Source organism: Salinivibrio sp. SS3 (assembly GCF_001722105.1).
GTDB classification, from domain to species: domain Bacteria; phylum Pseudomonadota; class Gammaproteobacteria; order Enterobacterales; family Vibrionaceae; genus Salinivibrio; species Salinivibrio kushneri.
In genome coordinates this window covers 1-18026 of sequence record NZ_MEBQ01000011.1, presented here as the reverse complement: position 1 = coordinate 18026, position 18026 = coordinate 1, and the positions used below count along the sequence as shown (strand labels likewise).

Genomic DNA, 18026 nt, shown 5'->3' with positions numbered 1-18026 from the left:
TTTGGGACGGCCCACCGTGGGACGGCCTAACGTGGAGCGTGCTATCGCTGGGCGGCACCCCTTTGGGCGGCATTCCGCGGGGCGGCCTACCGCTGGGCGGCACCCCGCTGGGCGGCACCCCGCTGGGTCTCGACGCGGCGCTTGACCCAAGTTTGGTTAAACCACAGCGCGGCTAAAATCAGTACCCCGCCACTGAGTAAGGGCAGCAGATCCGCATCGCGGTTCCAGATCAATACATTGACCACAATCCCGGCTGGAATTAAAGCGTTGTTCATCACCGCGAGCGCCCCCGCATTGACCAGCGTCGCGCCTTTATTCCAAAAGAAATAGCCCAGCCCTGAGGCGATGGTGCCTAGATAAATTAATACGCCCCACTGGGTGGGTGTCGTGGGCAGCTTGTTGCTGTTGCCGAGCAAGGCGAAAGCCAGCATGCCCACCACTAAAGCGCCAAGATAGAACCAGCCGAATACTGCATGTTGAGGCAGCTGAGTTTGCTCTTTCTCAAGCAGGTACTTGTAACCGACTTGGCCAATCGCAAAGCAAAGGTTCGCCCCTTGTACCACCAAAAAGCCGATTAAAAAGTCAGGATTGACGGTGGCATAGCGGATCACCACGGCACCGAGCACCGCCATCGCGGCGGTGAGCAGATACCAAGCGCTAAACTGGCGTTTTAAGGCATCGTAAATCAAGGTGACGTAAAGCGGGGTAAAGACGGTAAACAGCAGCACCTCTGGCACCGACAAAAATAAAAAGGACTGATAGAAAAAGCAGTACATAATGCCGAGTTGAAAGGCGCCGACCAGCATCAGCTTGGCGGCAAACGCTGGTTTTACTTGGCGAGGGCGTAAAAAGGGCAAAAACACCAATCCAGCCAATACAATACGCATCAACACAGAAAAATAACTGTCCACTTGGCCGGCGAGATACACGCCAATCAGGCTAAATGAAAAGGCCCACAGCAGTGTGACGCCGCTAAGATACCCCATGACTTCGGTTCCTTCGATATCGTAAATAAAAAGGCAGTGTACCGTTTCATCGCGGGGACGCAATCGGTTCGTCTTGGTGGGGATAAGAGAGAAAGCAATGATGAAAGCAAGAAGGCGGCATCACCGCCTTCACAGGTAAGAGAGGCGGTGCAGCTAGTCGCGGATAGGCACCATCAACAAATCGACCGGTGTTTTATTGAGTAATTGCTTGGTGGAGGACAGCAGCGAGCTCCAAAAGTCTTGGTGGTGGCCGACCACGACCAGATCAATGCCCATGTTTTGAATCGACTCCGTGATTTCTTCGGCAAGATCGCCACTGCTGACCAAGGTATGTGTCACCGAGCTTTGCGCATCACTGGCCAGTTGATTCAGCTTTTGCTGCGCCTCTTCAATCACACGATTACGCGATTCGACCAAGTTGATGTCGATGAGCCCGGTGTAAAGCTCGGCATAATTGACGTCGATGTGTACTAAAGAGAGCTGAGCGTCGAGGGCACAGGCTAAGACATCGGCTTTCTTGAGCAGGCGTTCACTATCATCTGACAAATCGACAGCAACCAAAATATGCTTATATGACATGAGGTTATCCTTTTTCTATGAGGCTGTCATCGCAGTTTAGCGAGCTTGCGTATAAAAAACAGTCACTGTGATCGCATTCCGATCAACAATTCGACGATGACACGAGTCATAAATTCGATACAAGACTCGGTATCGATGCTGTTAGTCGGCGTGATCCGCTTGAAAACCAACGTGCTGCTGGTCAGAATGGCAGCTAACCCCAAATAAAGAGGATGTTTTATATGCTAGCACCTGCCATGGTTGACAGGCTCAATGAGCAGATCAATTTGGAGTTTTTCTCATCAAATCTATACTTACAAATGAGCGCTTGGTGTGAGGATCAAGGCTTCGAAGGAGCCGCGCGATTCCTGCATAAGCACGCACAAGAAGAGATGCAGCATATGCAGCGCCTGTTTACTTACGTCAGTGAGACAGGGGCGATGCCTATTTTGGGTTCGATTGATGCGCCGCGTCACGAATTTGCATCACTGGGCGAAGTGTTTCGTGAAACCTATCAGCACGAGCGCTTGATTACGGAAAAGATTAACAGCTTGGCGCACGTTGCGTTTACCACGCAAGATTATTCAACTTTTAACTTCTTGCAGTGGTATGTAGCGGAGCAGCATGAAGAAGAGAAGCTGTTTAAAGGCATACTCGATAAGATCGAGTTAGTCGGCGAAGATGGCAAGGCGCTGTTCTTTATCGACAAAGACTTGGCATCGATGGCAGTTGAAGAGTCTACGTCAGTGATGGACGGCTCAGCAGGGCAGTAATCGACTTACCTCTCCCTCTGAGCGCTATCCGGCGTAGCGGAGGGAGAGGTCTATGAACGGTGATATCCTGATCATGGCGGTATTTACTGTCATGCTAGTCAATTTCGCGCGCTATCTATCTTCATTGCGTGCGCTGGTTGTGATGTTACGCGACGCCAATCCGCTGCTTTATCAGCAAATCTGTCGTGGCGATAACAACTTTTTCTCACTCTCACCCCAAGGCGATATCTCTCGGCAAAAACGCTTGTACCAGTACATTCGTAGTCAGGAGTATCTGCATCATCACGATGAAGTATTCGTGGGAAAATGCAACAAAGTACGCCACTTGTTCATCCTTAACGCTGCGTTGTCTGGTGCCTTGCTCGCGACCTTTTTTCTTGTCGCTTTTGCGGGCTGGTAAGCGGACGCCAATAATTTCGACAAAATGCTGACCGAGGTCAGCATTTTTTTTGTTAATCTGATTCAACTACTTGGATCACAGCGTAATTGAGGAAATCATGCAAAGCCTACTCCAATGGTGGCAGTCGCTTCATGAAGCAGCGGCGTGGGAATGGATCTCTGATGTTGTCACTCTAACGGGCATCAGTGCTATTGCCTGGACGGTTTGGCACGTGCTGGTAGGGCGGCTGAAAGCCTTGGCGGAAAAGACCATTACCCGCTGGGACGACATCCTTTGGCCGGCGATAGATACGCCTTTAAGTGTATTGATTTGGTTATGGCCTGCCTCGCACTCGCTCGAAATCGTTATCGACAACACCTTAGGCAATGTCTCACTGAGTTGGCTCACCTTGGTGCAAGACTTGGTAGTGATCTGGGTCATTATCTGGGTGCTGTTACGCCTGGTGAATAGTGGCGAGCAGGTGATGATTGAAGCCAGCAAACGCGATCACACCACTATCAACACCTTGGGGAACGTGCTGCGTGCGCTTTTTGTGTGCGCCGGGGCGTTGTCCTTGCTCAAAAGTTTGGGGGTCAGTGTCTCAGGCCTACTGACCGTCGGGGGTGTCGGGGGGTTAATTGTTGGTTTTGCCGCCAAGGATTTACTGTCAAACTTTTTCGGTGGGGTGATGATTTACTTTGATCGCCCGTTTAAAGTCGGCGACTGGGTACGCTCGCCTGATCGCAATATCGAAGGCACGGTAGAAAAAATTGGTATCCGCATGACGGTGTTACGCACCTTTGACTTACGTCCTTTATACGTGCCCAACTCGGTATTTAGCAACGTGGTGGTGGAAAACCCCTCGCGGATGCTTAACCGCCGCATCTATGAAACTATCGGACTACGTTACCAAGACGCCGATAAAATGAGCGCGGTGATTGATGATGTGTATGCCATGCTTGAGGCTCACCCAGATATCGAAACGCGACAAACCTTGATTGTGAACTTCAACAGCTTTGGCCCACACTCGCTCGATTTCTTTATTTACACCTTCACCAAAACGGTGAACTGGCAACGCTATCACCGCGTGAAGCAAGATGTATTGCTGCAAGTGATTGGTATTATTCATCAGCACGGTGCGGATATTGCTCTTCCAACCCGTACGCTGCATATGGATCCAAGCCTGATGGCGCAGGGTGCCGATGCCATGGTGCCACCGCCTGAAGCGCAGGCGCGTTAAATCGCGCTTGCCGCTCACGTGCGGGCTGCTACAATGCCGCTCCCACAGGGTGAGCAGAGAATAAACAGGTAAGCGTGTGACTGAGTATGATGTAATTGTGATTGGCGCCGGTGCCGCCGGATTGATGTGTGCGGCACAAGCTGGCCAACGTGGTCGCCGTGTTTTGGTGGTAGATCATGCCAAAAAGCCGGGCCGCAAGATCCTGATCTCGGGCGGCGGACGCTGCAATTTCACCAACTATGACGTCACCGCCAATAACTTCTTATGTGAAAACCCGCACTTCGTCAAATCCGCATTGGCGCAATACAGCCAATGGGACTTTATTGGTCTGGTGGCCACCCATGGTGTGGCCTATCACGAGCGTGACCATGGCCAGTTATTTTGTGATGACAGCGCCAAAGATATCGTCAACTTGCTCTTGGCCGAATGCGACCAAGCCACCATCAGTCAACGCTATCGCTGTGAAGTGCATGATATCGAAAAAGAAGAAACCGGCTTTCGCCTTAAACTCAATGGTGAGCCGGTACGCTGCCAGTCGTTGGTAGTCGCCACGGGCGGCCTTTCGATGCCCAAGCTTGGCGCCACCCCTTTTGGTTACCAGCTTGCCGAGCAATTTTGCTTAAAAGTGCTGCCCACCCGCGCCGCCTTGGTGCCGTATACCTTGCACCAAGAAGATAAAACTCGCTTTGCCGATATTTCCGGGGTGTCGGTACCATGTTCGATAACCACCGAGTCTGGCGTCTGCTTTACCGAGAACCTGCTCTTTACCCACCGCGGCTTATCGGGGCCGGCGGTCTTGCAAACCTCCTCGTTTTGGCAGCCGGGTGAAGCGGTCACCATCGATTTACTCCCTAGTGAGTCGCTAAAAGACGTGCTGGTGGCGATGCGTGATAAGCACCCCAACCAAACCTTAAAAACCGCACTGTCTCGCCTATTCCCCAAACGCTTGGTCGAGGTCTTGATTGCGCGCGATAGCTTGCCGGATAAACCGCTCAAGCAGCTCGATGACAAGCAGCTCGATCAGCTTCATCACTACTTTCACCAGTGGTCTATTGCGCCAAACGGCACTGAAGGTTACCGCACCGCAGAAGTGACACTTGGCGGGGTAGATACCCACTCTATTTCCTCGAAAACGCTTGAAGCGCGAGATATCCCCGGCCTGTATTTTATCGGTGAAGTGCTTGATGTTACCGGCTGGCTCGGCGGCTATAACTTCCAATGGGCTTGGAGCTCCGGCTGGGTCGCCGGGCAGCATGTGTGATCTTGATTCTAAATCTTCTCTAGTTGACTGTTTTTTGTCTAAAAAATGGCAATCTTTCTTGCGCGCTGTTACATTAGCGCGCGCTTGCCATGTCGGATAAAAATTATCCGGCGCTGTGAACCCGCGACGCGCAGGATGGGCTCGCGGTACCCTAGGGACGGGGTGACGGCTGTTCACTATTGCTACCTCGGTTATCGGGGAGTTTGGAATTAACCTGTCGTTGCTTTGAGAGCCGTTCCCATGCAGTTATCACTAAAACAAAAATTAATTGGGGCATGCTTATCTGCTGTATTGCTGATGGCCGCCTTTCTCACCTGGCTTGCTGTAAGCCAAATTCAAGCCCAAACCCAGTCGAGCATCTATAGCCGCGTCAGTGGTATCGCCGCTGCGGCGACCGAATCGATCAGCGGTTGGGTGCAAATCCGTGCTGATATCACCAGTGCCTTCACCGATTACACCAGCAGTAGCCATCGTGTGAGCTATTTACAGCAAGCGCGTGAGGCCGGTGGGTTTGACGATATCTATTATGGTACTCCTCAAGGCGCCATGTATCGCTCGCGCCCAGAACGCAACCGCGATGATTATGACCCTCGCGTCCGTCCGTGGTACAAGCAAGCCGTGAGTGCAGGTAGCCCGATTATTACCACTGCTTACAGTGATGCGATTACCGGTGCGATGTTGGTGACTTTGGCCGAGCCAGTACGTCGCAATGGCGAATTGATGGGTGTGGTGGGCGCAGATGTGTTGATTGACCAGCTGATCCGTGACGTGACCCAATTAAAAGTGGGCAAAAATGCGAACGCGATGCTGTTAGGCGCCGATGGCACCTTCCTCGCCCACAAAGACAAAGCGCGCTTGCTAAAACCGTATCGTAGCTTGTCTCCTGAGCTGAATGAAAACCGCGTGCGTCAGGCGTTGGCACAGCAATCGCTGGTGGAACTGCCTGTCGATGGGGTTGATAAACTGTTTTATTTTGCCTCGGTTCCTAATACTGATTGGGTACTGGCCATTGAGCTGGATAAGCGCACCGAATACGCCAGCCAGCGTGATACCTTGTTCGACCTAATGCTAACCGCGGTGGTGATCACTTTGTTGGTGGCCGGTGCCGTGACGTGGTTGATGCACGTGTTGTTCCGTGACTTGCTCAATGTGTCCGCTGCGCTAGAAGAAATTGCCTCCGGTGAAGGGGACTTAACCCAGCGCCTTGAGCCACACAGCAATGATGAAATTGGCAAACTCGCCAACAACTTCAACCGCTTTGTCGGCAACATGCACACCATGGTGTCGCATTTGCGCCAGTTGTCTGGCTCGCTCAAGCAACAGGCCGAGCTGACCGCGGCACAAGCCGAAGAGCGCTCCACCCGTATTGGTCATCAGCAAGATGAAATCAATATGGTGGCGACCGCTATCCATGAAATGGCCTCGGCGACCCAAGATATTGCCGGCAATGCCGATAATACCGCGCGCACCGCCCAAGAGACCGAAAGCGTCGCCAACGATGGCGGCCAGCAAGTGGAGCAAAGTAAGCACTCGATCACCGAGCTTGCCCGTGAAGTGGAAGCGGCAACCGGTGTTATTGGCGAGCTCGACCAGCATGCGCATAGCATTACTAGCATCTTGTCGACCATTCAAGAAGTGGCCGAGCAAACCAATCTGCTGGCATTGAATGCCGCGATTGAAGCAGCACGCGCCGGTGAGCATGGCCGTGGCTTTGCGGTGGTAGCCGATGAAGTACGGATATTGAGCCAGCGTACCCATGCTTCAACCACCGAAATTCAGCAGATGATTGATACCTTGCAGCAGGCAACCGGTCGCGCGGTGACTATGATGCAAGATAGCCAGCAACGTGCGCATGCCAGTGTGGACGATGCCAGTGCGGCGAACGAAAGCTTGAGCCAGATTGTCGCGGCGGTAAGCCAAATTAGCGATATGGCCACCCAAATTGCTTCGGCAGCGGAAGAGCAATCGAGCGTCACCGCGGAGATCACCCGTAACTCAGAGGGCATTCGCGATGTGTCCAATGAGCTATCGACCGAAGCGGATGAAGCCGCGCGTCAAGCCGCGACGTTATCCGAGCTTTCTCATAGCCTTGAGCAAGAGATCAGCCGCTTTAAGCTGTAGCCCATAAATGGCTTAAACGCCGAGCATGGCAGTGCGCTGTGCTCGGCGTTTTTTGTTCATTCTTTTGGGGGCAGCATCTTGGGGGCGGCGAGCGGTGTGGTGTGATGGTGGCGATCGGCCTCGTAGCTCTTCATAAAGTGGACCAGAAAATGGTCCAGCTGCGTGGCGGCGTTCACGTCGCCTTGGCTTCGTAGTAATGCACTCACCGCTTCACTGGTACACAAGTGTCCCGGTGGTTGGTTGCGCCTGAGTGTATATTGTGAGGCCGCAGTCGACGGCAAACTGACCCGCGGCAGACGATGGAGCCACGGGCTTTTATTGAGCATTTTTTGCGCCTGCTGCCAAGTCGCATCCAGCACCACAAACTGTAACGGCGCGCGAGGCGCTTTGGTGGCGGCTAACGCCTCCGCGCAAGAGACTGACCCATCCGCGCAAGAGACAGACCGAACCGCGTCAGCAAATAGCCTATCTGCCGGGATAGCATCATCACTGGGAAACAACAACCAAGGTGACACATCACCGCGCGCCCAGCTGTCGAGCAAGGCTTGCGGTGGTTGCTTGCGTTGCCATATCTCTATCTGAGTGTGGGGCAGCGCTGCTTTAACCAGTTTGCCGGTGTTGGATTGGCGCGCCGCTTCGTTTTCGTGCATCACCAGCACACATTGCAATTGGCTTTCCAGCGGCCAATAGCAGTGACAGATACAGTGATAGGTAAAACCGCATTGGCGGCAAGGCGAACGGGCCATCAGACTCTCCTTAAGGTGTCGGGTCGCTATTGTGCGCAAGTCCGACAAGGAATGCGAGCCCGCGTGCCACGGGCGCGTGTCTGCGTTATTCTTCTCCCAATACCGCCCCTTGCTGGGTGGCATAGATGCCATCGGCAAATAATGCTGTGTCTGAGCCATCCGGTTTGGGCGCGCGAGGGGCAGTGCTGGGGTTAAGTGGATAACGCTGCCCATCAAATCGCATCACATGGTGGCCGGCAGGCGCACCACCGCCACCGACCGGCACGATTAGATCATGCCAACCCTGGCTTTGGTTGCGTGCTAATAAAAGCGGCACATGCACCAGTGTCATGCGGCTATTAAACTGCCAGCCTTGCGCGTCGCCTTTAAACACCAATAAGGTGCAGCCGCCACTGCCACAGCTGTCGGTCAAGACCAACAGCTCAGGCTGCCCGTCTTGATTGAGATCGTGGGTGAGCCAGCGATAGGTGAGTGGGCCGGTTTGGCCGTTATCGCTGAGGTAGTCTTTGAGTGCTTGCTCAACGCGCGGGTTTTTCTCGGCGCTGCCTTTAATGCCGGTTTGGTTTGATACGTTCACGGCATCCCCGACTTTGAGCCTCAGCGTTAAGCCGTCATGACCTAATGAGTAGGTATTGCCATTAAAGGTTTCCTCGGAGGCGGTGAGGGTAAACCCGTTACGTGTATATATGCGCTCAGACACCACCATTTGCTCACCACTGCGAGTAGTGAGCACTTGCACTTGATTGTCCCCGATCGGCTGCCAAATCCCGGTTTCTTTGGTCACCGCTTCCCCTTGTGGGTGGTAGCTGGTGATGGCGCTATGATCGGGCAGCAAGGTCAGTTGTGTGGTCAGTGTCGGTTGGCCGGGCGACTGGCTGGTACCTTGGTATTCGCCCGCCCAATGCTGACTGGTATCCACTGACGGCAAGATCGCACACCCTTGGTAAGTGCCTTTCGCTGTTTTTAAACGTGCTTGCCAGCCATAGAGGGTGTTAGCGCTTTGTTGGCAGCCTTGCGCGCTAAGCGTTAAAGCGGCTTGTTGGGCTCGGAATTGTGCTTGCTCTTGGCTCATGCTTTGTCCGCTGAGCGGGCGCTCTTGTGAGTCTTGCTCGCTTTCCCAAGCGAGGTGTCCTTGACCGACGGCCGCCGACCAGGTGGTCGGGGTCTGTCCTTCCGCCAACAAGGTATTACGCGGTTGCGCGCATCCCTCTAGTTCGCTGGTGAGCATATTTAAGCGTGTCATGGTCACCGCGGCGGGGTAATCAGCACTGTATCCGCGGCGTGACACCGGCGTAAAGTAGCCCTCAAATTCACTGTATACCGGCCCGGCCTGCTGGGATAAGGTTGCGCGTTGATCGGCGGTTAAATCCAGCCAATATTGCTTTTGACTGCCGCACGGCGTGAAGCTAGCTGTTTCGGGACTGACAGAGATTTGGCCGGTTTGCATAAAAGGCTGCGGCGTATGAACCAGACCCGTGTCAACTTTATCGCTACGATGCCCAAGCTCTACGGGGCCCGAAGGACTGCTGCTGCAAGCTGCGAGGGTCAGCATACTGACCGACGCGATAATAAGAGGGCGAAAAGATGGCACGAAAAACTCCTTGTACTGAGCGAAAAGAGAGGCTTGCGCCTGGATTACGGGCAGGGCAAGATTGCCGCCATCATCCGGTTAAGAGCAAGCTAGCATGAGTTATTGGTTATTTAAAACAGAGCCAGATACCTTTTCGATAGACACACTAAAGCAGCAAAAGGTTTCATGTTGGGAGGGTGTGCGCAATTACCAGGCACGCAATATGTTGCGTGATGAGGTAAGCGTTGGCGATGAAGTGTTGATTTATCACTCCTCGTGCAAACACGTCGGTGTGGTGGGGATCGCCACCGTCGTGCGCGCGTGTTACCCCGATCATACTCAGTTTGAGCCACAAAGCGGCTACTTTGATCCGAAAGCCACGCCTGAAATACCGCGTTGGTTTATGGTGGATGTGGCATATCAGCGTCATCTGCCACTGATTAAGTTGGCTGAAATGAAGCAAAACCCGGCTCTGTCTGAGATGCCGTTGGTGAAAAAAGGTAACCGGCTGAGTGTGATGCCGGTTACCACAGCGCAATGGCAGGCAATCTTGGCGATGGCGGGGGAATAGTGCATCGCTATCAGACGCCTGTTGGCTCATGGTGTGAGCCAGGTCGCTTATAAAAGGGAGTCTAATAGGTGCGCTTTCAAATAGCGCGCTACCGCTTCATCAGCGTGACTACCAATAATGGCTTTATCTGAGAGGGTGGATTTGACACGTGCTTGGGCGGTGGCCATCACCAAGCCTTGCCCAGCGGCGCGCAACATTTCCACATCGTTCATGCCATCACCAAAGGCGATACAGTCGGCCAAGTTGAGCTGATGACGGCGTGCCACTTCCTCTAACGCCGCGCCTTTGGACACCCCATTCCCCATGACTTCCAAGCAGAATGGCGTCGAAAATGCCACGCTGATGCTCTCGCCATACTGGGACAAAAACTGGTGTTCGTATTTGAGTAAGTGGTCGTGATCGTGGCGAATAAAGAAAATCTTCGCGATGTTATCGACCGGTGGGTTGTCGACATCAAACTCCTGGGCGTTAAAGCCAGAGTCTTTATGATAGCGGGCGAGCTCTTCATCCATTTTGCTCAGCAGCCAGTCATTATCGCGATACAGATGAATAGTGACGGTCGGATCTTGTTTCACCTCATTGATGAGGTTGGCAACAATCTCAGGGTCAACATTGTGTTGGAATACCAAATTGTCATCGCTGTCATGCACGCGTGCGCCATTGGAGGTGATCATGTATGCAGGAATGCCGACGGTCTCACGAATGCTAGCCACGTCAACATGATGACGCCCGGTGGCAAATACAAAGTGGATGCCTTGCTGATGCAGTTGTTCCAACACCTGTTTGGTATAGGGTGCGATACTGTGCTCTGGGGTGAGCAGGGTACCATCGAGATCAGAAGCGACGAGTTTGTACATCATGTCCTCATTAGTTAGGCGATCACAATCACAGTATGTTTGAGTCTACTGCAACTGACGACGGCGAAAAAGGGAACCTTCTCACTGTTCGATTTCCGCTTTTAACGTTGGCACTGAGTTTGAAAAAAACCATCGATGGCCGTGAATGCTGCTTGGCGATGTGTATCGGTTTCAAACAAGATTTCGTGCCGCGCACCTTGGAAAAACTGCCATTGACTCGGCTGATTGGCTTGCCGGCGTAAAAAATGGAACTCGGCCATGGCGGGATTAGACACAATCTGTTCGCCGCCGGCTTGGCAAATAAGTATCGGGGTCGCCAATTGGGGGGCGATGGCTAAACAGTGCTGGGCCGCTCCCATGCCCTCGGCAATCCAGCGCGCACTTGGCCCGCCGATTTGCAACTGGGGCTGATTGATGTAGAGCTGACGAAACCAGGCGTAGCGTGCGCGTGAATGGGTTAAGCGGTTTTGCTCAAACGGAACATGGCGATAACCCACTTGGCCGGGCCCAAAGCGAGGTGGATGCTGATAGCGCGCTAACGAGCGGCATAGCCAAGGCGCGATACGCCCAAGCCAAGGATTCACTTGCACACCAAACATCGGTGCGGTCATCGCAAGCCCGTCTATGGCATGGGGAAATTGGTGCGCATAGAGTGTGGCGATGGCTCCGCCCATGGAGTGGGCGAGCATAAATGTTTGGTCGTATTGCCGATGCGCGGCAATAAATTGCATAAAAGTCGCTAGATCAGTGACATAGTCGTCAAAGCGTTCGACATGACCCAGATCGCGCGGTTTGATCACGAGCCGCTCGGACAACCCTTGGCCGCGGTGATCAAAGCTGTAGACGTCATAGCCCATCTGAAAGAGGTCATAAAAGATCTCTTGATACTTCATCACGCTTTCTATGCGGCCATTGACCACCACGACTGCCCGCGTGTTCTGCGGATGGGTAAAGCTGCACCAGTGCAAACGCAACCCGCCCTCACCGTGGAAGTAGCCTTGTTCACGCTGTTGCCAAAAAGGTGTTATCTGGTGTTTAAATGCATCGCTCAGCACTGCTTCACGGGCGAGAGAGTGCGCATCAAAAGCCGGCTGATCCTGACTGTCGGCGAGATCTGTCATCTTGGTTTACCATCACTGAGATAGACTTACTATAACCGTCTTGAGGGATGGATGAAAATGACACTTGTGGGAAAAGCGCCGCGGCAAAAAGAAAAGGCAAGCGCGAGCGCTTGCCTTAACACCGAATAACGATAAGTTACTGGTTGAAGTTGTAGTAGGTTTCTGCGCCAGGGCCAACGGGTAGACCGAGCACGAACACCCATACGTAGAATAGGATGCTCCATCCGACCATAAAGATCATCGAATAAGGCAACATGGTGGCAATCAAGGTACCAATCCCCAGATTTTTCACATAGCGACACGCCACCGCCAAAATCAGCCCGAAGTAACTCATCATCGGGGTAATGATGTTGGTCACTGAATCGCCAATCCGGTAGGCCGATTGAATCGTCTCTGGGGCATACCCGACCAGCATTAACATCGGTACAAAGATCGGGGCAGTGATGGCCCACTGCGCGGATGCTGAGCCGACCGAGAGGTTAATCAGGCCACACATCAAGATGAAGGCAAAGAACAACGCTGGCCCTGTTAAACCGATGGTTTGCAGGAAGTCAGCACCGCCGACGGCAATCACTTGGCCAAAATTAGTCCATTTAAAGAAGGCCACAAATTGCGCGGCGAAGAACACCAGCACGATATACATGCCCATGGCGCTCATCGACTTAGACATCGAATCAATCACGTCGCGATCGTTATTGATGGTGCCGACGGTGCGGCCAAACACGATACCTGGGACGGCAAAGAACACCATGATAAAGGCCACAATGCCTTTCAAAAACGGCGAGCCTGCCACTTCATTGGTCTCGGGGTGACGCAGTGGCCCCCACTCAGGGACAATGGTGAGCGCTAAAATACCGCTGACAATCAGCACCGCAATCCCGGCATTGCGCAAGCCGCGTTTCTCGTCATCATTCAGCTTGCTCGCGGAGGCGGCGGCGACATCTTCAGAGGCTTGGCTGTGGTCATACTGACCGAGCTTAGGCTCGACAATCTTATCGGTGATCCACGCGCCCACAATGGCAATGAAGAAGGTAGAAATGAACATAAAGTACCAGTTCATTTCAGGCCCAACGCTGTAATCCGGGTCAATCATCTGCGCGGCTGACTCGGTGATCCCTGAGAGCAAAGGGTCGACAGTTCCCAACAATAAATTGGCTGAATAGCCGCCGGATACACCCGCAAACGCGGCGGCAAGCCCGGCTAATGGATGGCGGCCTAATGAGTGGAAAATCATCGCCGCAAGCGGGATTAACACCACATAACCAAGCTCTGAAGCCGTATTCGAGATAATACCGGCGAACACGATGGTAAAGGTCACGGTGCGACGCGACGCGCCCATCACCAGCCCGCGCATCGAAGCGGACAGCAGCCCGGAGTGCTCTGCGACTGACACACCGAGCATGGCGACCAGAACGGTGCCGAGTGGGGCAAAGCCGGTAAAGTTTTTCACCAAATTGGTGACGATCATTTGCAAGCCTTCGGCGTTGAGCAGGCTTTGCACATAAATCATGCCATCGGCCGCGCGCCCTTTGGCACCCTCTGGGCGGGGGTCGGCGACAGACACATCAAAGTAGCCAGCAATACCCGAGGCGAGCAGGATAGCGACACAGAAAATCGCGAATAAAGTCACTGGATGAGGGAGCAGGTTACCGAGCCACTCGACGGTATCGAGAAAGCGCGTAAACAGTGTGCGCTTGTGCGGCCCACCTTGTTGCTCAGTGGTACTTGAGTGCATGGGATTGGTCTCCTTGGTTGTACTGCATTTCCCGTCTATGGGAAAAGGAGGCCGAATGTTAATTGTTTTTTAACTTAAATAGCAAGATTAAAAGCTAGTTATTAAGGTTAAAACGCGATCTGTGTGCTGCTAATTAACTTAAAAAATAACATATTTGACTGGATAATGACTTTAACGGACATCATTTGACGGGAAATTGGCGTATGATGGATGGGTGCTCGAATCGGTAACGGGTTAAAAGTGTTAACAAATGCAACAGACTAAAACACAGACACATATTGATTACCTCGACATATTGCGTGTCCTCGCCGCTTTTTTCGTGGTGGCGATTCATGTACTCGGCCCGTATCGGTTTCAAATCGGTGATATCGCGCTGAGTGATTGGGCCGTCGCGGTGGGGCTAAACAGTGCGAGTCGCTGGGCAGTGCCGATTTTTATCATGATCTCGGGCTTACTGTTGCTCTCGTCGACGCGCCCTTTCAGTTTGCGCCATTTTATCCGCCGCCGCGTGGTTAAGGTGGTGGTGCCCTTTTTGGTGTGGTCGTTGGCTTTTGCGTGCCTGTCTGGAATGACGCCGGATGGTTTTTCGTGGCAGACCGTCGTTCAAACACTCGAGGCGGCGCCTGATCATGAAACCTATTATCACCTCGGTTTTTTCTACTATTACATTCCGCTGCTACTTTGGGTGCCCTTGCTGCGTCCGTTAGTGCCACGCTTACCGCCATGGGCAGTGGCGTTGGTTGGCATGGCGTGGATAGGCGTCACCGCTTGGTATTTAACCGGCGCGCATGGCTGGTGGCGGAATGATTTTATCCTGTACGGCGGTTACTTATGGCTCGGCTATTGGCTGCACCAAGCGCCACGTGCGTTGTCACTGTGGTGGGGGTTGGGCCTGTTGGCGTTGGGGATGACTGAGTATCACGTGTTGACCACCAGTGTTACGCATCAACAATATATTACCGAGGGGTGGCTGTCGTATACCACGGTTAATACGGTACTGATCAGTGCTGCCCTGTTTCTGGCGGTGAGGCAATGGCGAGCGGGGAAAGCAACCCCATCGTGGTTGGCGACCTTAAGTCGTTATAGTCTCGGTATCTACCTGATTCACCCGGTGTTTCTCTGGCCCGTGCGTGCTTATTGGCCCACCTTATCGCCCGCACTGGTTTGGATCCCCTTACTGACGGTGTATGCCTTTGCGGGGGCGGCGTTGACCACTGCTGTACTCCAGCGTTATCGCGCCACCGCGTGGTTGGTGCCATAAATGATGACACTTTTGACGACAAGGGCGGTCATAACTGATTGAATATAGGATGACAGGATCAGATCGCAATCATGAAGCCTGATGCCCCTCAATGGTATAAAAACCACCATACTTATAAGGTGGGAGCCGGTAAGGAGAGAGACCATGGATGACGTCGCAGTGGTGATTAAGCACAGTAAGCGCCTAGAAAGCTTGCTGCGTGAGCACTATCACGCCGAAGGGAAGGGGCTTCATCAGCTTATCGACAGTAGCCAAAAACGGCTGCCGCATGAGGTGATCAAGAAGTTGCGCTTTGTGGCGACGATTCGTAATAAGGTCGTTCATGAAGAGGGTTACGAAGTGGACGATATACGTGAATTTATATCGGTGAGCAAATATTGTGAGTCAGAATTAGTGCCGCGAAGCAACCGATTGATTTGGCGGCTTGCCGCGGGGCTTATCCTGCTGTTTACCGCGGGGGCAATTGGTTTTTACGCGCAAGTGTGGCCGCAATGGAGTGGTTAGCTAACCATAATGATCGGTTGTCACCTCACGGTTAACGTTACGATTTTTTTAAACTGGATCTTGTTCTCATCAAGGGACGCTGGACATCTCCGCCAGCCTGCCTAGACTTGGCGTCCTTGTCTTGAAAGGAATGATACTCATGTGGAGCTGGTTCGCTGTCTGTTGTTCTGGACTGCTGCATATCTCCGCAGCCTACCGGGGCCCGCGTTGGCAGTTTTATCTGTTTAAACCGCTGACTATTGTGATGCTAATGGCGATAGTGGGCACTCACATTAGCGCCTCTCATTATGCGCAATGGGTGTTCGTCGCGTTGTTGTTTTCCGTGGTGGGTGATGTCTTTTTAATGCTCCCTAAAGACAGATTTGTGCAGGGGTTAACCAGCTTTTTGCTCGCCCATCTTGTCTATATCTTCGCGTTTTGGGCACAGTTTGATGGCCATATGGTGTGGTGGTTGCCCGCTATGCTATCGGGACTGGGCATTATCGTCTTTCTTTTACTGCTCCCAAACTTAGGCCAGCTCGCGCTGCCTGTGGCCGTGTATATTGCCGTGATCACCCAGATGGTATGGGCGGCGGGTGAATATTGGCTGAATACCCACTCGCCCGCGGCGGCGCTCGCACTGGCTGGCGCTATCTGTTTTATGGTGTCAGATACGGTGCTGGCGTTTGTCCGCTTTAAAGGTGAATTTCGCCCTGCACAAGCGATGGTGATGTCGAGTTACTTTTTCGCGCAAGCACTGATCAGTGCCTCGGTGGTGATCGCTCAAGGAGGGTGAGGATGGAAAAAGTCTATCAAGCGATGAATACACTGGAGGCCCATAGCCTAAAAGGCCTGTTAGCCAGCCACCACATTGATTGTGTATTGAAAGGCGAAGCGTTAAGTGCAGCAGTGGGCGAGTTACCCGCCGATGTGCAAGGTGTGACCTTATGGGTTGCCCCAGAAAACGTCGCTCAAGCAAGGCAACTACTGCAGGCGTATGAAGCGCAAAGCGAGACGCACTGGGTATGCGAGCACTGTGGGGAAGAGAACGCCGGCAGTTTTGAACTATGCTGGCAATGCCAGCATAGTCGTGAGTGAGGGCTACATCATATGCTTGCGGCGAATATCGAGCAGCGCAAAAATCCCAAAAATTAGGATTGACCACTTTTCCCAGCGGCTCATGGCAATTTTATCGCCAAACGCCCCCAAAAAAATCAGCATTTGTAGCCCGTGCATGACCAGCAAAAAACCCGTCATAATATAAAGTGCCATGGCGGCCACACCCGGAAACGGATGGACAATATTGGCAATCAATACGAGCCACACAAAGGCGATGGCGGCTTTGGCGAGTAAAATTAATCCTTTCATTGCGTTTCTCTTATGCCTTGTCGTTGAAATAGAGACGGAAGTTGACTTGTCCAGCACGCTTTTCACGGTGGCAGTGCCAGCTTCCTGGGACGTGATAGTCATCCAGCTCACTTTCCGCTTCAACGTAAATACATGCCCCAGGTGCGAGCCATCCGTTGTTTTCTAGCGCAGCCAAGGTGTCGTTAAGCAACCCTTGATGAAACGGGGGATCGACGAAGACCACATCGAATGGGCCGTTTTGCGGCGGGGTCGCGAGAAGCGCTAGGGCATCGGTGCTGTCTACTTGCGCATTCTCTGCGCCAAGCTGCGCGAGGTTATCTCGCAGTTGCTTGGCTGCCGCGGGGTTTTTTTCGCAAAACTGCGTCCAAGCGGCGCCGCGAGAGAGGGACTCAAAGCCCAATCCGCCACTGCCAGCAAACACATCCAGACAGCGTGCCCCCGGTAAATAGGGTGACAGCCAATTAAACACGGTTTCTTTTACCCGGTCGGTCGTCGGGCGTAACCCTTGCGCATTTTGCACCACAAGCTTACGGCCACGCCAGCGGCCAGCAATAATACGAACAGACCCAGCTCCCCGAGAGGCGTGAGCCGATGAAGATTTGCGGTTGGCGCGTTTAACCATAGATTTTTTGACCGTAAAGAAGGTGATAGACTATGTCGATTCGGTATTGAGTCGCTGATTGTATCAAGCATGCTTTAGGATTTGCCAATGGCAGAAAAAAAGAAACGTGGATTTATGTCATGGTTGGGTTTGGGTCGGAAAAAAGACCAGACACAGCCTGAACCAGAACAAGCGTCGCCAACGACTGCGTCAGACGGGGCGGAAGAGACGGCAGAGTCAACCACATCGGTAGAAACACCGATTGATGAGGCGAGCCCGCAACAATCGCAAGAAACCCTTGCATCTGATAGCGAAAGCGAAGCCAATACCGTGCCAGAGCCAGAGCCAGAGCCAGAGCCAGAACCAGAGCCCAGAGCCGCCGACACAGAGCAGAG

19 protein-coding genes and 1 pseudogene are annotated in these 18026 nt (G+C 53.0%); 11 read left to right on the top strand and 9 right to left on the bottom strand.

From position 1 onward, the window contains the following. Window positions 1-86 precede the first annotated feature (86 nt). Complete coding sequence (locus BGL48_RS05910) at window positions 87-986, bottom strand: carboxylate/amino acid/amine transporter (RefSeq protein WP_069361793.1); 900 nt, start codon at window positions 984-986, stop codon at window positions 87-89. Window positions 987-1139: 153 nt separating this feature from the next. Beyond that, window positions 1140-1565 carry a universal stress protein gene (locus tag BGL48_RS05905; RefSeq protein WP_069361792.1) on the bottom strand — a complete coding sequence of 142 codons (426 nt, stop codon included), beginning with the start codon at window positions 1563-1565 and terminating at the stop codon, window positions 1140-1142. Window positions 1566-1786: 221 nt separating this feature from the next. Between BGL48_RS05905 and ftnA the strand changes: the two genes are divergently transcribed. The 5 genes from ftnA (at window position 1787) to BGL48_RS05880 (ending at window position 7318) form a co-directional block, all read left to right on the top strand. Continuing rightward, window positions 1787-2317 carry a non-heme ferritin gene (gene ftnA, locus BGL48_RS05900; RefSeq protein WP_046074610.1) on the top strand — a complete coding sequence of 177 codons (531 nt, stop codon included), beginning with the start codon at window positions 1787-1789 and terminating at the stop codon, window positions 2315-2317. Window positions 2318-2369: 52 nt separating this feature from the next. Next, entirely contained in the window at window positions 2370-2717 is a 348-nt protein-coding gene (locus BGL48_RS05895) for a universal stress protein UspB (RefSeq protein WP_069361791.1), read from the top strand. A 97-nt stretch (window positions 2718-2814) separates the two neighbouring features. Continuing rightward, window positions 2815-3936, top strand: a complete 1122-nt coding sequence (locus BGL48_RS05890) for a mechanosensitive ion channel family protein (RefSeq protein WP_069361790.1) — start codon at window positions 2815-2817, stop codon at window positions 3934-3936. Between the two features lie 76 nt (window positions 3937-4012). Further along, window positions 4013-5197, top strand: coding sequence for an NAD(P)/FAD-dependent oxidoreductase (locus BGL48_RS05885; RefSeq protein ID WP_069361789.1), 1185 nt, complete (start codon window positions 4013-4015; stop codon window positions 5195-5197). A gap of 240 nt (window positions 5198-5437) precedes the next feature. Next, entirely contained in the window at window positions 5438-7318 is a 1881-nt protein-coding gene (locus BGL48_RS05880; protein ID WP_069361788.1) for a methyl-accepting chemotaxis protein, read from the top strand. 56 nt (window positions 7319-7374) lie between these two features. On the opposite strand, the gene BGL48_RS05875 is transcribed toward BGL48_RS05880, so the two are convergent. After that, on the bottom strand, window positions 7375-8064 hold the full coding sequence (locus BGL48_RS05875; protein ID WP_069361787.1) for a tRNA-uridine aminocarboxypropyltransferase: 690 nt from the start codon (window positions 8062-8064) through the stop codon (window positions 7375-7377). Window positions 8065-8149: 85 nt separating this feature from the next. Then, window positions 8150-9655: a hypothetical protein gene (locus BGL48_RS05870; protein WP_077523495.1), complete on the bottom strand. Its 1506-nt coding sequence runs from the start codon at window positions 9653-9655 to the stop codon at window positions 8150-8152. Window positions 9656-9749: 94 nt separating this feature from the next. Here BGL48_RS05870 and BGL48_RS05865 point away from each other — a divergent pair, with 94 nt between their 5' ends. Beyond that, window positions 9750-10205 (top strand): EVE domain-containing protein, encoded by a 456-nt coding sequence (locus BGL48_RS05865; RefSeq protein ID WP_069361786.1) that lies wholly within the window; start codon window positions 9750-9752, stop codon window positions 10203-10205. 47 nt (window positions 10206-10252) lie between these two features. Here BGL48_RS05865 and BGL48_RS05860 read toward each other — a convergent pair whose 3' ends face one another. The 3 genes from BGL48_RS05860 to BGL48_RS05850 all read right to left on the bottom strand — a co-directional run bounded on the left by BGL48_RS05860 (window position 10253) and on the right by BGL48_RS05850 (window position 13918). Next, window positions 10253-11062, bottom strand: a complete 810-nt coding sequence (locus tag BGL48_RS05860) for a Cof-type HAD-IIB family hydrolase (protein WP_069361785.1) — start codon at window positions 11060-11062, stop codon at window positions 10253-10255. Window positions 11063-11163: 101 nt separating this feature from the next. Continuing rightward, entirely contained in the window at window positions 11164-12183 is a 1020-nt protein-coding gene (locus BGL48_RS05855; RefSeq protein WP_069361784.1) for an alpha/beta fold hydrolase, read from the bottom strand. Window positions 12184-12319: 136 nt separating this feature from the next. After that, window positions 12320-13918 carry an AbgT family transporter gene (locus tag BGL48_RS05850; protein ID WP_069361783.1) on the bottom strand — a complete coding sequence of 533 codons (1599 nt, stop codon included), beginning with the start codon at window positions 13916-13918 and terminating at the stop codon, window positions 12320-12322. A gap of 250 nt (window positions 13919-14168) precedes the next feature. On the opposite strand from BGL48_RS05850, the gene BGL48_RS05845 reads away from it, so the two are divergent. From BGL48_RS05845 to BGL48_RS05830, 4 genes are all read left to right on the top strand, one after another. After that, window positions 14169-15179, top strand: coding sequence for an acyltransferase (locus tag BGL48_RS05845; RefSeq protein WP_069361782.1), 1011 nt, complete (start codon window positions 14169-14171; stop codon window positions 15177-15179). 144 nt (window positions 15180-15323) lie between these two features. Then, on the top strand, window positions 15324-15683 hold the full coding sequence (locus tag BGL48_RS05840; RefSeq protein WP_069361781.1) for a DUF4145 domain-containing protein: 360 nt from the start codon (window positions 15324-15326) through the stop codon (window positions 15681-15683). A 139-nt stretch (window positions 15684-15822) separates the two neighbouring features. Beyond that, window positions 15823-16458 (top strand): lysoplasmalogenase, encoded by a 636-nt coding sequence (locus BGL48_RS05835; protein WP_069361780.1) that lies wholly within the window; start codon window positions 15823-15825, stop codon window positions 16456-16458. 2 nt (window positions 16459-16460) lie between these two features. Then, complete coding sequence (locus BGL48_RS05830; protein WP_069361779.1) at window positions 16461-16760, top strand: DUF2007 domain-containing protein; 300 nt, start codon at window positions 16461-16463, stop codon at window positions 16758-16760. A 3-nt stretch (window positions 16761-16763) separates the two neighbouring features. Here the strand turns inward: BGL48_RS05830 and BGL48_RS05825 are convergent, their stop codons facing one another. Then, window positions 16764-17030, bottom strand: coding sequence for a DUF1145 domain-containing protein (locus BGL48_RS05825; protein ID WP_069361778.1), 267 nt, complete (start codon window positions 17028-17030; stop codon window positions 16764-16766). 10 nt (window positions 17031-17040) lie between these two features. Continuing rightward, window positions 17041-17652: a 16S rRNA (guanine(966)-N(2))-methyltransferase RsmD gene (rsmD, locus tag BGL48_RS05820; protein ID WP_069361777.1), complete on the bottom strand. Its 612-nt coding sequence runs from the start codon at window positions 17650-17652 to the stop codon at window positions 17041-17043. Between the two features lie 87 nt (window positions 17653-17739). Between rsmD and BGL48_RS05815 the strand changes: the two are divergent. Continuing rightward, window positions 17740-18026: pseudogene (locus BGL48_RS05815) on the top strand (hypothetical protein); the annotation flags it as partial.

Bases quoted from the DNA above. Each gene is read 5' to 3' on its own strand.
- BGL48_RS05910 (WP_069361793.1), bottom strand. From the start codon at position 986: ATGGGGTATCTTAGCGGCGTCACACTGCTGTGGGCCTTTTCATTTAGC.
- BGL48_RS05905 (WP_069361792.1), bottom strand. From the start codon at position 1,565: ATGTCATATAAGCATATTTTGGTTGCTGTCGATTTGTCAGATGATAGT.
- ftnA (WP_046074610.1), top strand. From the start codon at position 1,787: ATGCTAGCACCTGCCATGGTTGACAGGCTCAATGAGCAGATCAATTTG.
- BGL48_RS05895 (WP_069361791.1), top strand. From the start codon at position 2,370: ATGAACGGTGATATCCTGATCATGGCGGTATTTACTGTCATGCTAGTC.
- BGL48_RS05890 (WP_069361790.1), top strand. From the start codon at position 2,815: ATGCAAAGCCTACTCCAATGGTGGCAGTCGCTTCATGAAGCAGCGGCG.
- BGL48_RS05880 (WP_069361788.1), top strand. From the start codon at position 5,438: ATGCAGTTATCACTAAAACAAAAATTAATTGGGGCATGCTTATCTGCT.
- BGL48_RS05875 (WP_069361787.1), bottom strand. From the start codon at position 8,064: ATGGCCCGTTCGCCTTGCCGCCAATGCGGTTTTACCTATCACTGTATC.
- BGL48_RS05865 (WP_069361786.1), top strand. From the start codon at position 9,750: ATGAGTTATTGGTTATTTAAAACAGAGCCAGATACCTTTTCGATAGAC.
- BGL48_RS05860 (WP_069361785.1), bottom strand. From the start codon at position 11,062: ATGTACAAACTCGTCGCTTCTGATCTCGATGGTACCCTGCTCACCCCA.
- BGL48_RS05855 (WP_069361784.1), bottom strand. From the start codon at position 12,183: ATGACAGATCTCGCCGACAGTCAGGATCAGCCGGCTTTTGATGCGCAC.
- BGL48_RS05850 (WP_069361783.1), bottom strand. From the start codon at position 13,918: ATGCACTCAAGTACCACTGAGCAACAAGGTGGGCCGCACAAGCGCACA.
- BGL48_RS05845 (WP_069361782.1), top strand. From the start codon at position 14,169: ATGCAACAGACTAAAACACAGACACATATTGATTACCTCGACATATTG.
- BGL48_RS05840 (WP_069361781.1), top strand. From the start codon at position 15,324: ATGGATGACGTCGCAGTGGTGATTAAGCACAGTAAGCGCCTAGAAAGC.
- BGL48_RS05835 (WP_069361780.1), top strand. From the start codon at position 15,823: ATGTGGAGCTGGTTCGCTGTCTGTTGTTCTGGACTGCTGCATATCTCC.
- BGL48_RS05830 (WP_069361779.1), top strand. From the start codon at position 16,461: ATGGAAAAAGTCTATCAAGCGATGAATACACTGGAGGCCCATAGCCTA.
- BGL48_RS05825 (WP_069361778.1), bottom strand. From the start codon at position 17,030: ATGAAAGGATTAATTTTACTCGCCAAAGCCGCCATCGCCTTTGTGTGG.
- rsmD (WP_069361777.1), bottom strand. From the start codon at position 17,652: ATGGTTAAACGCGCCAACCGCAAATCTTCATCGGCTCACGCCTCTCGG.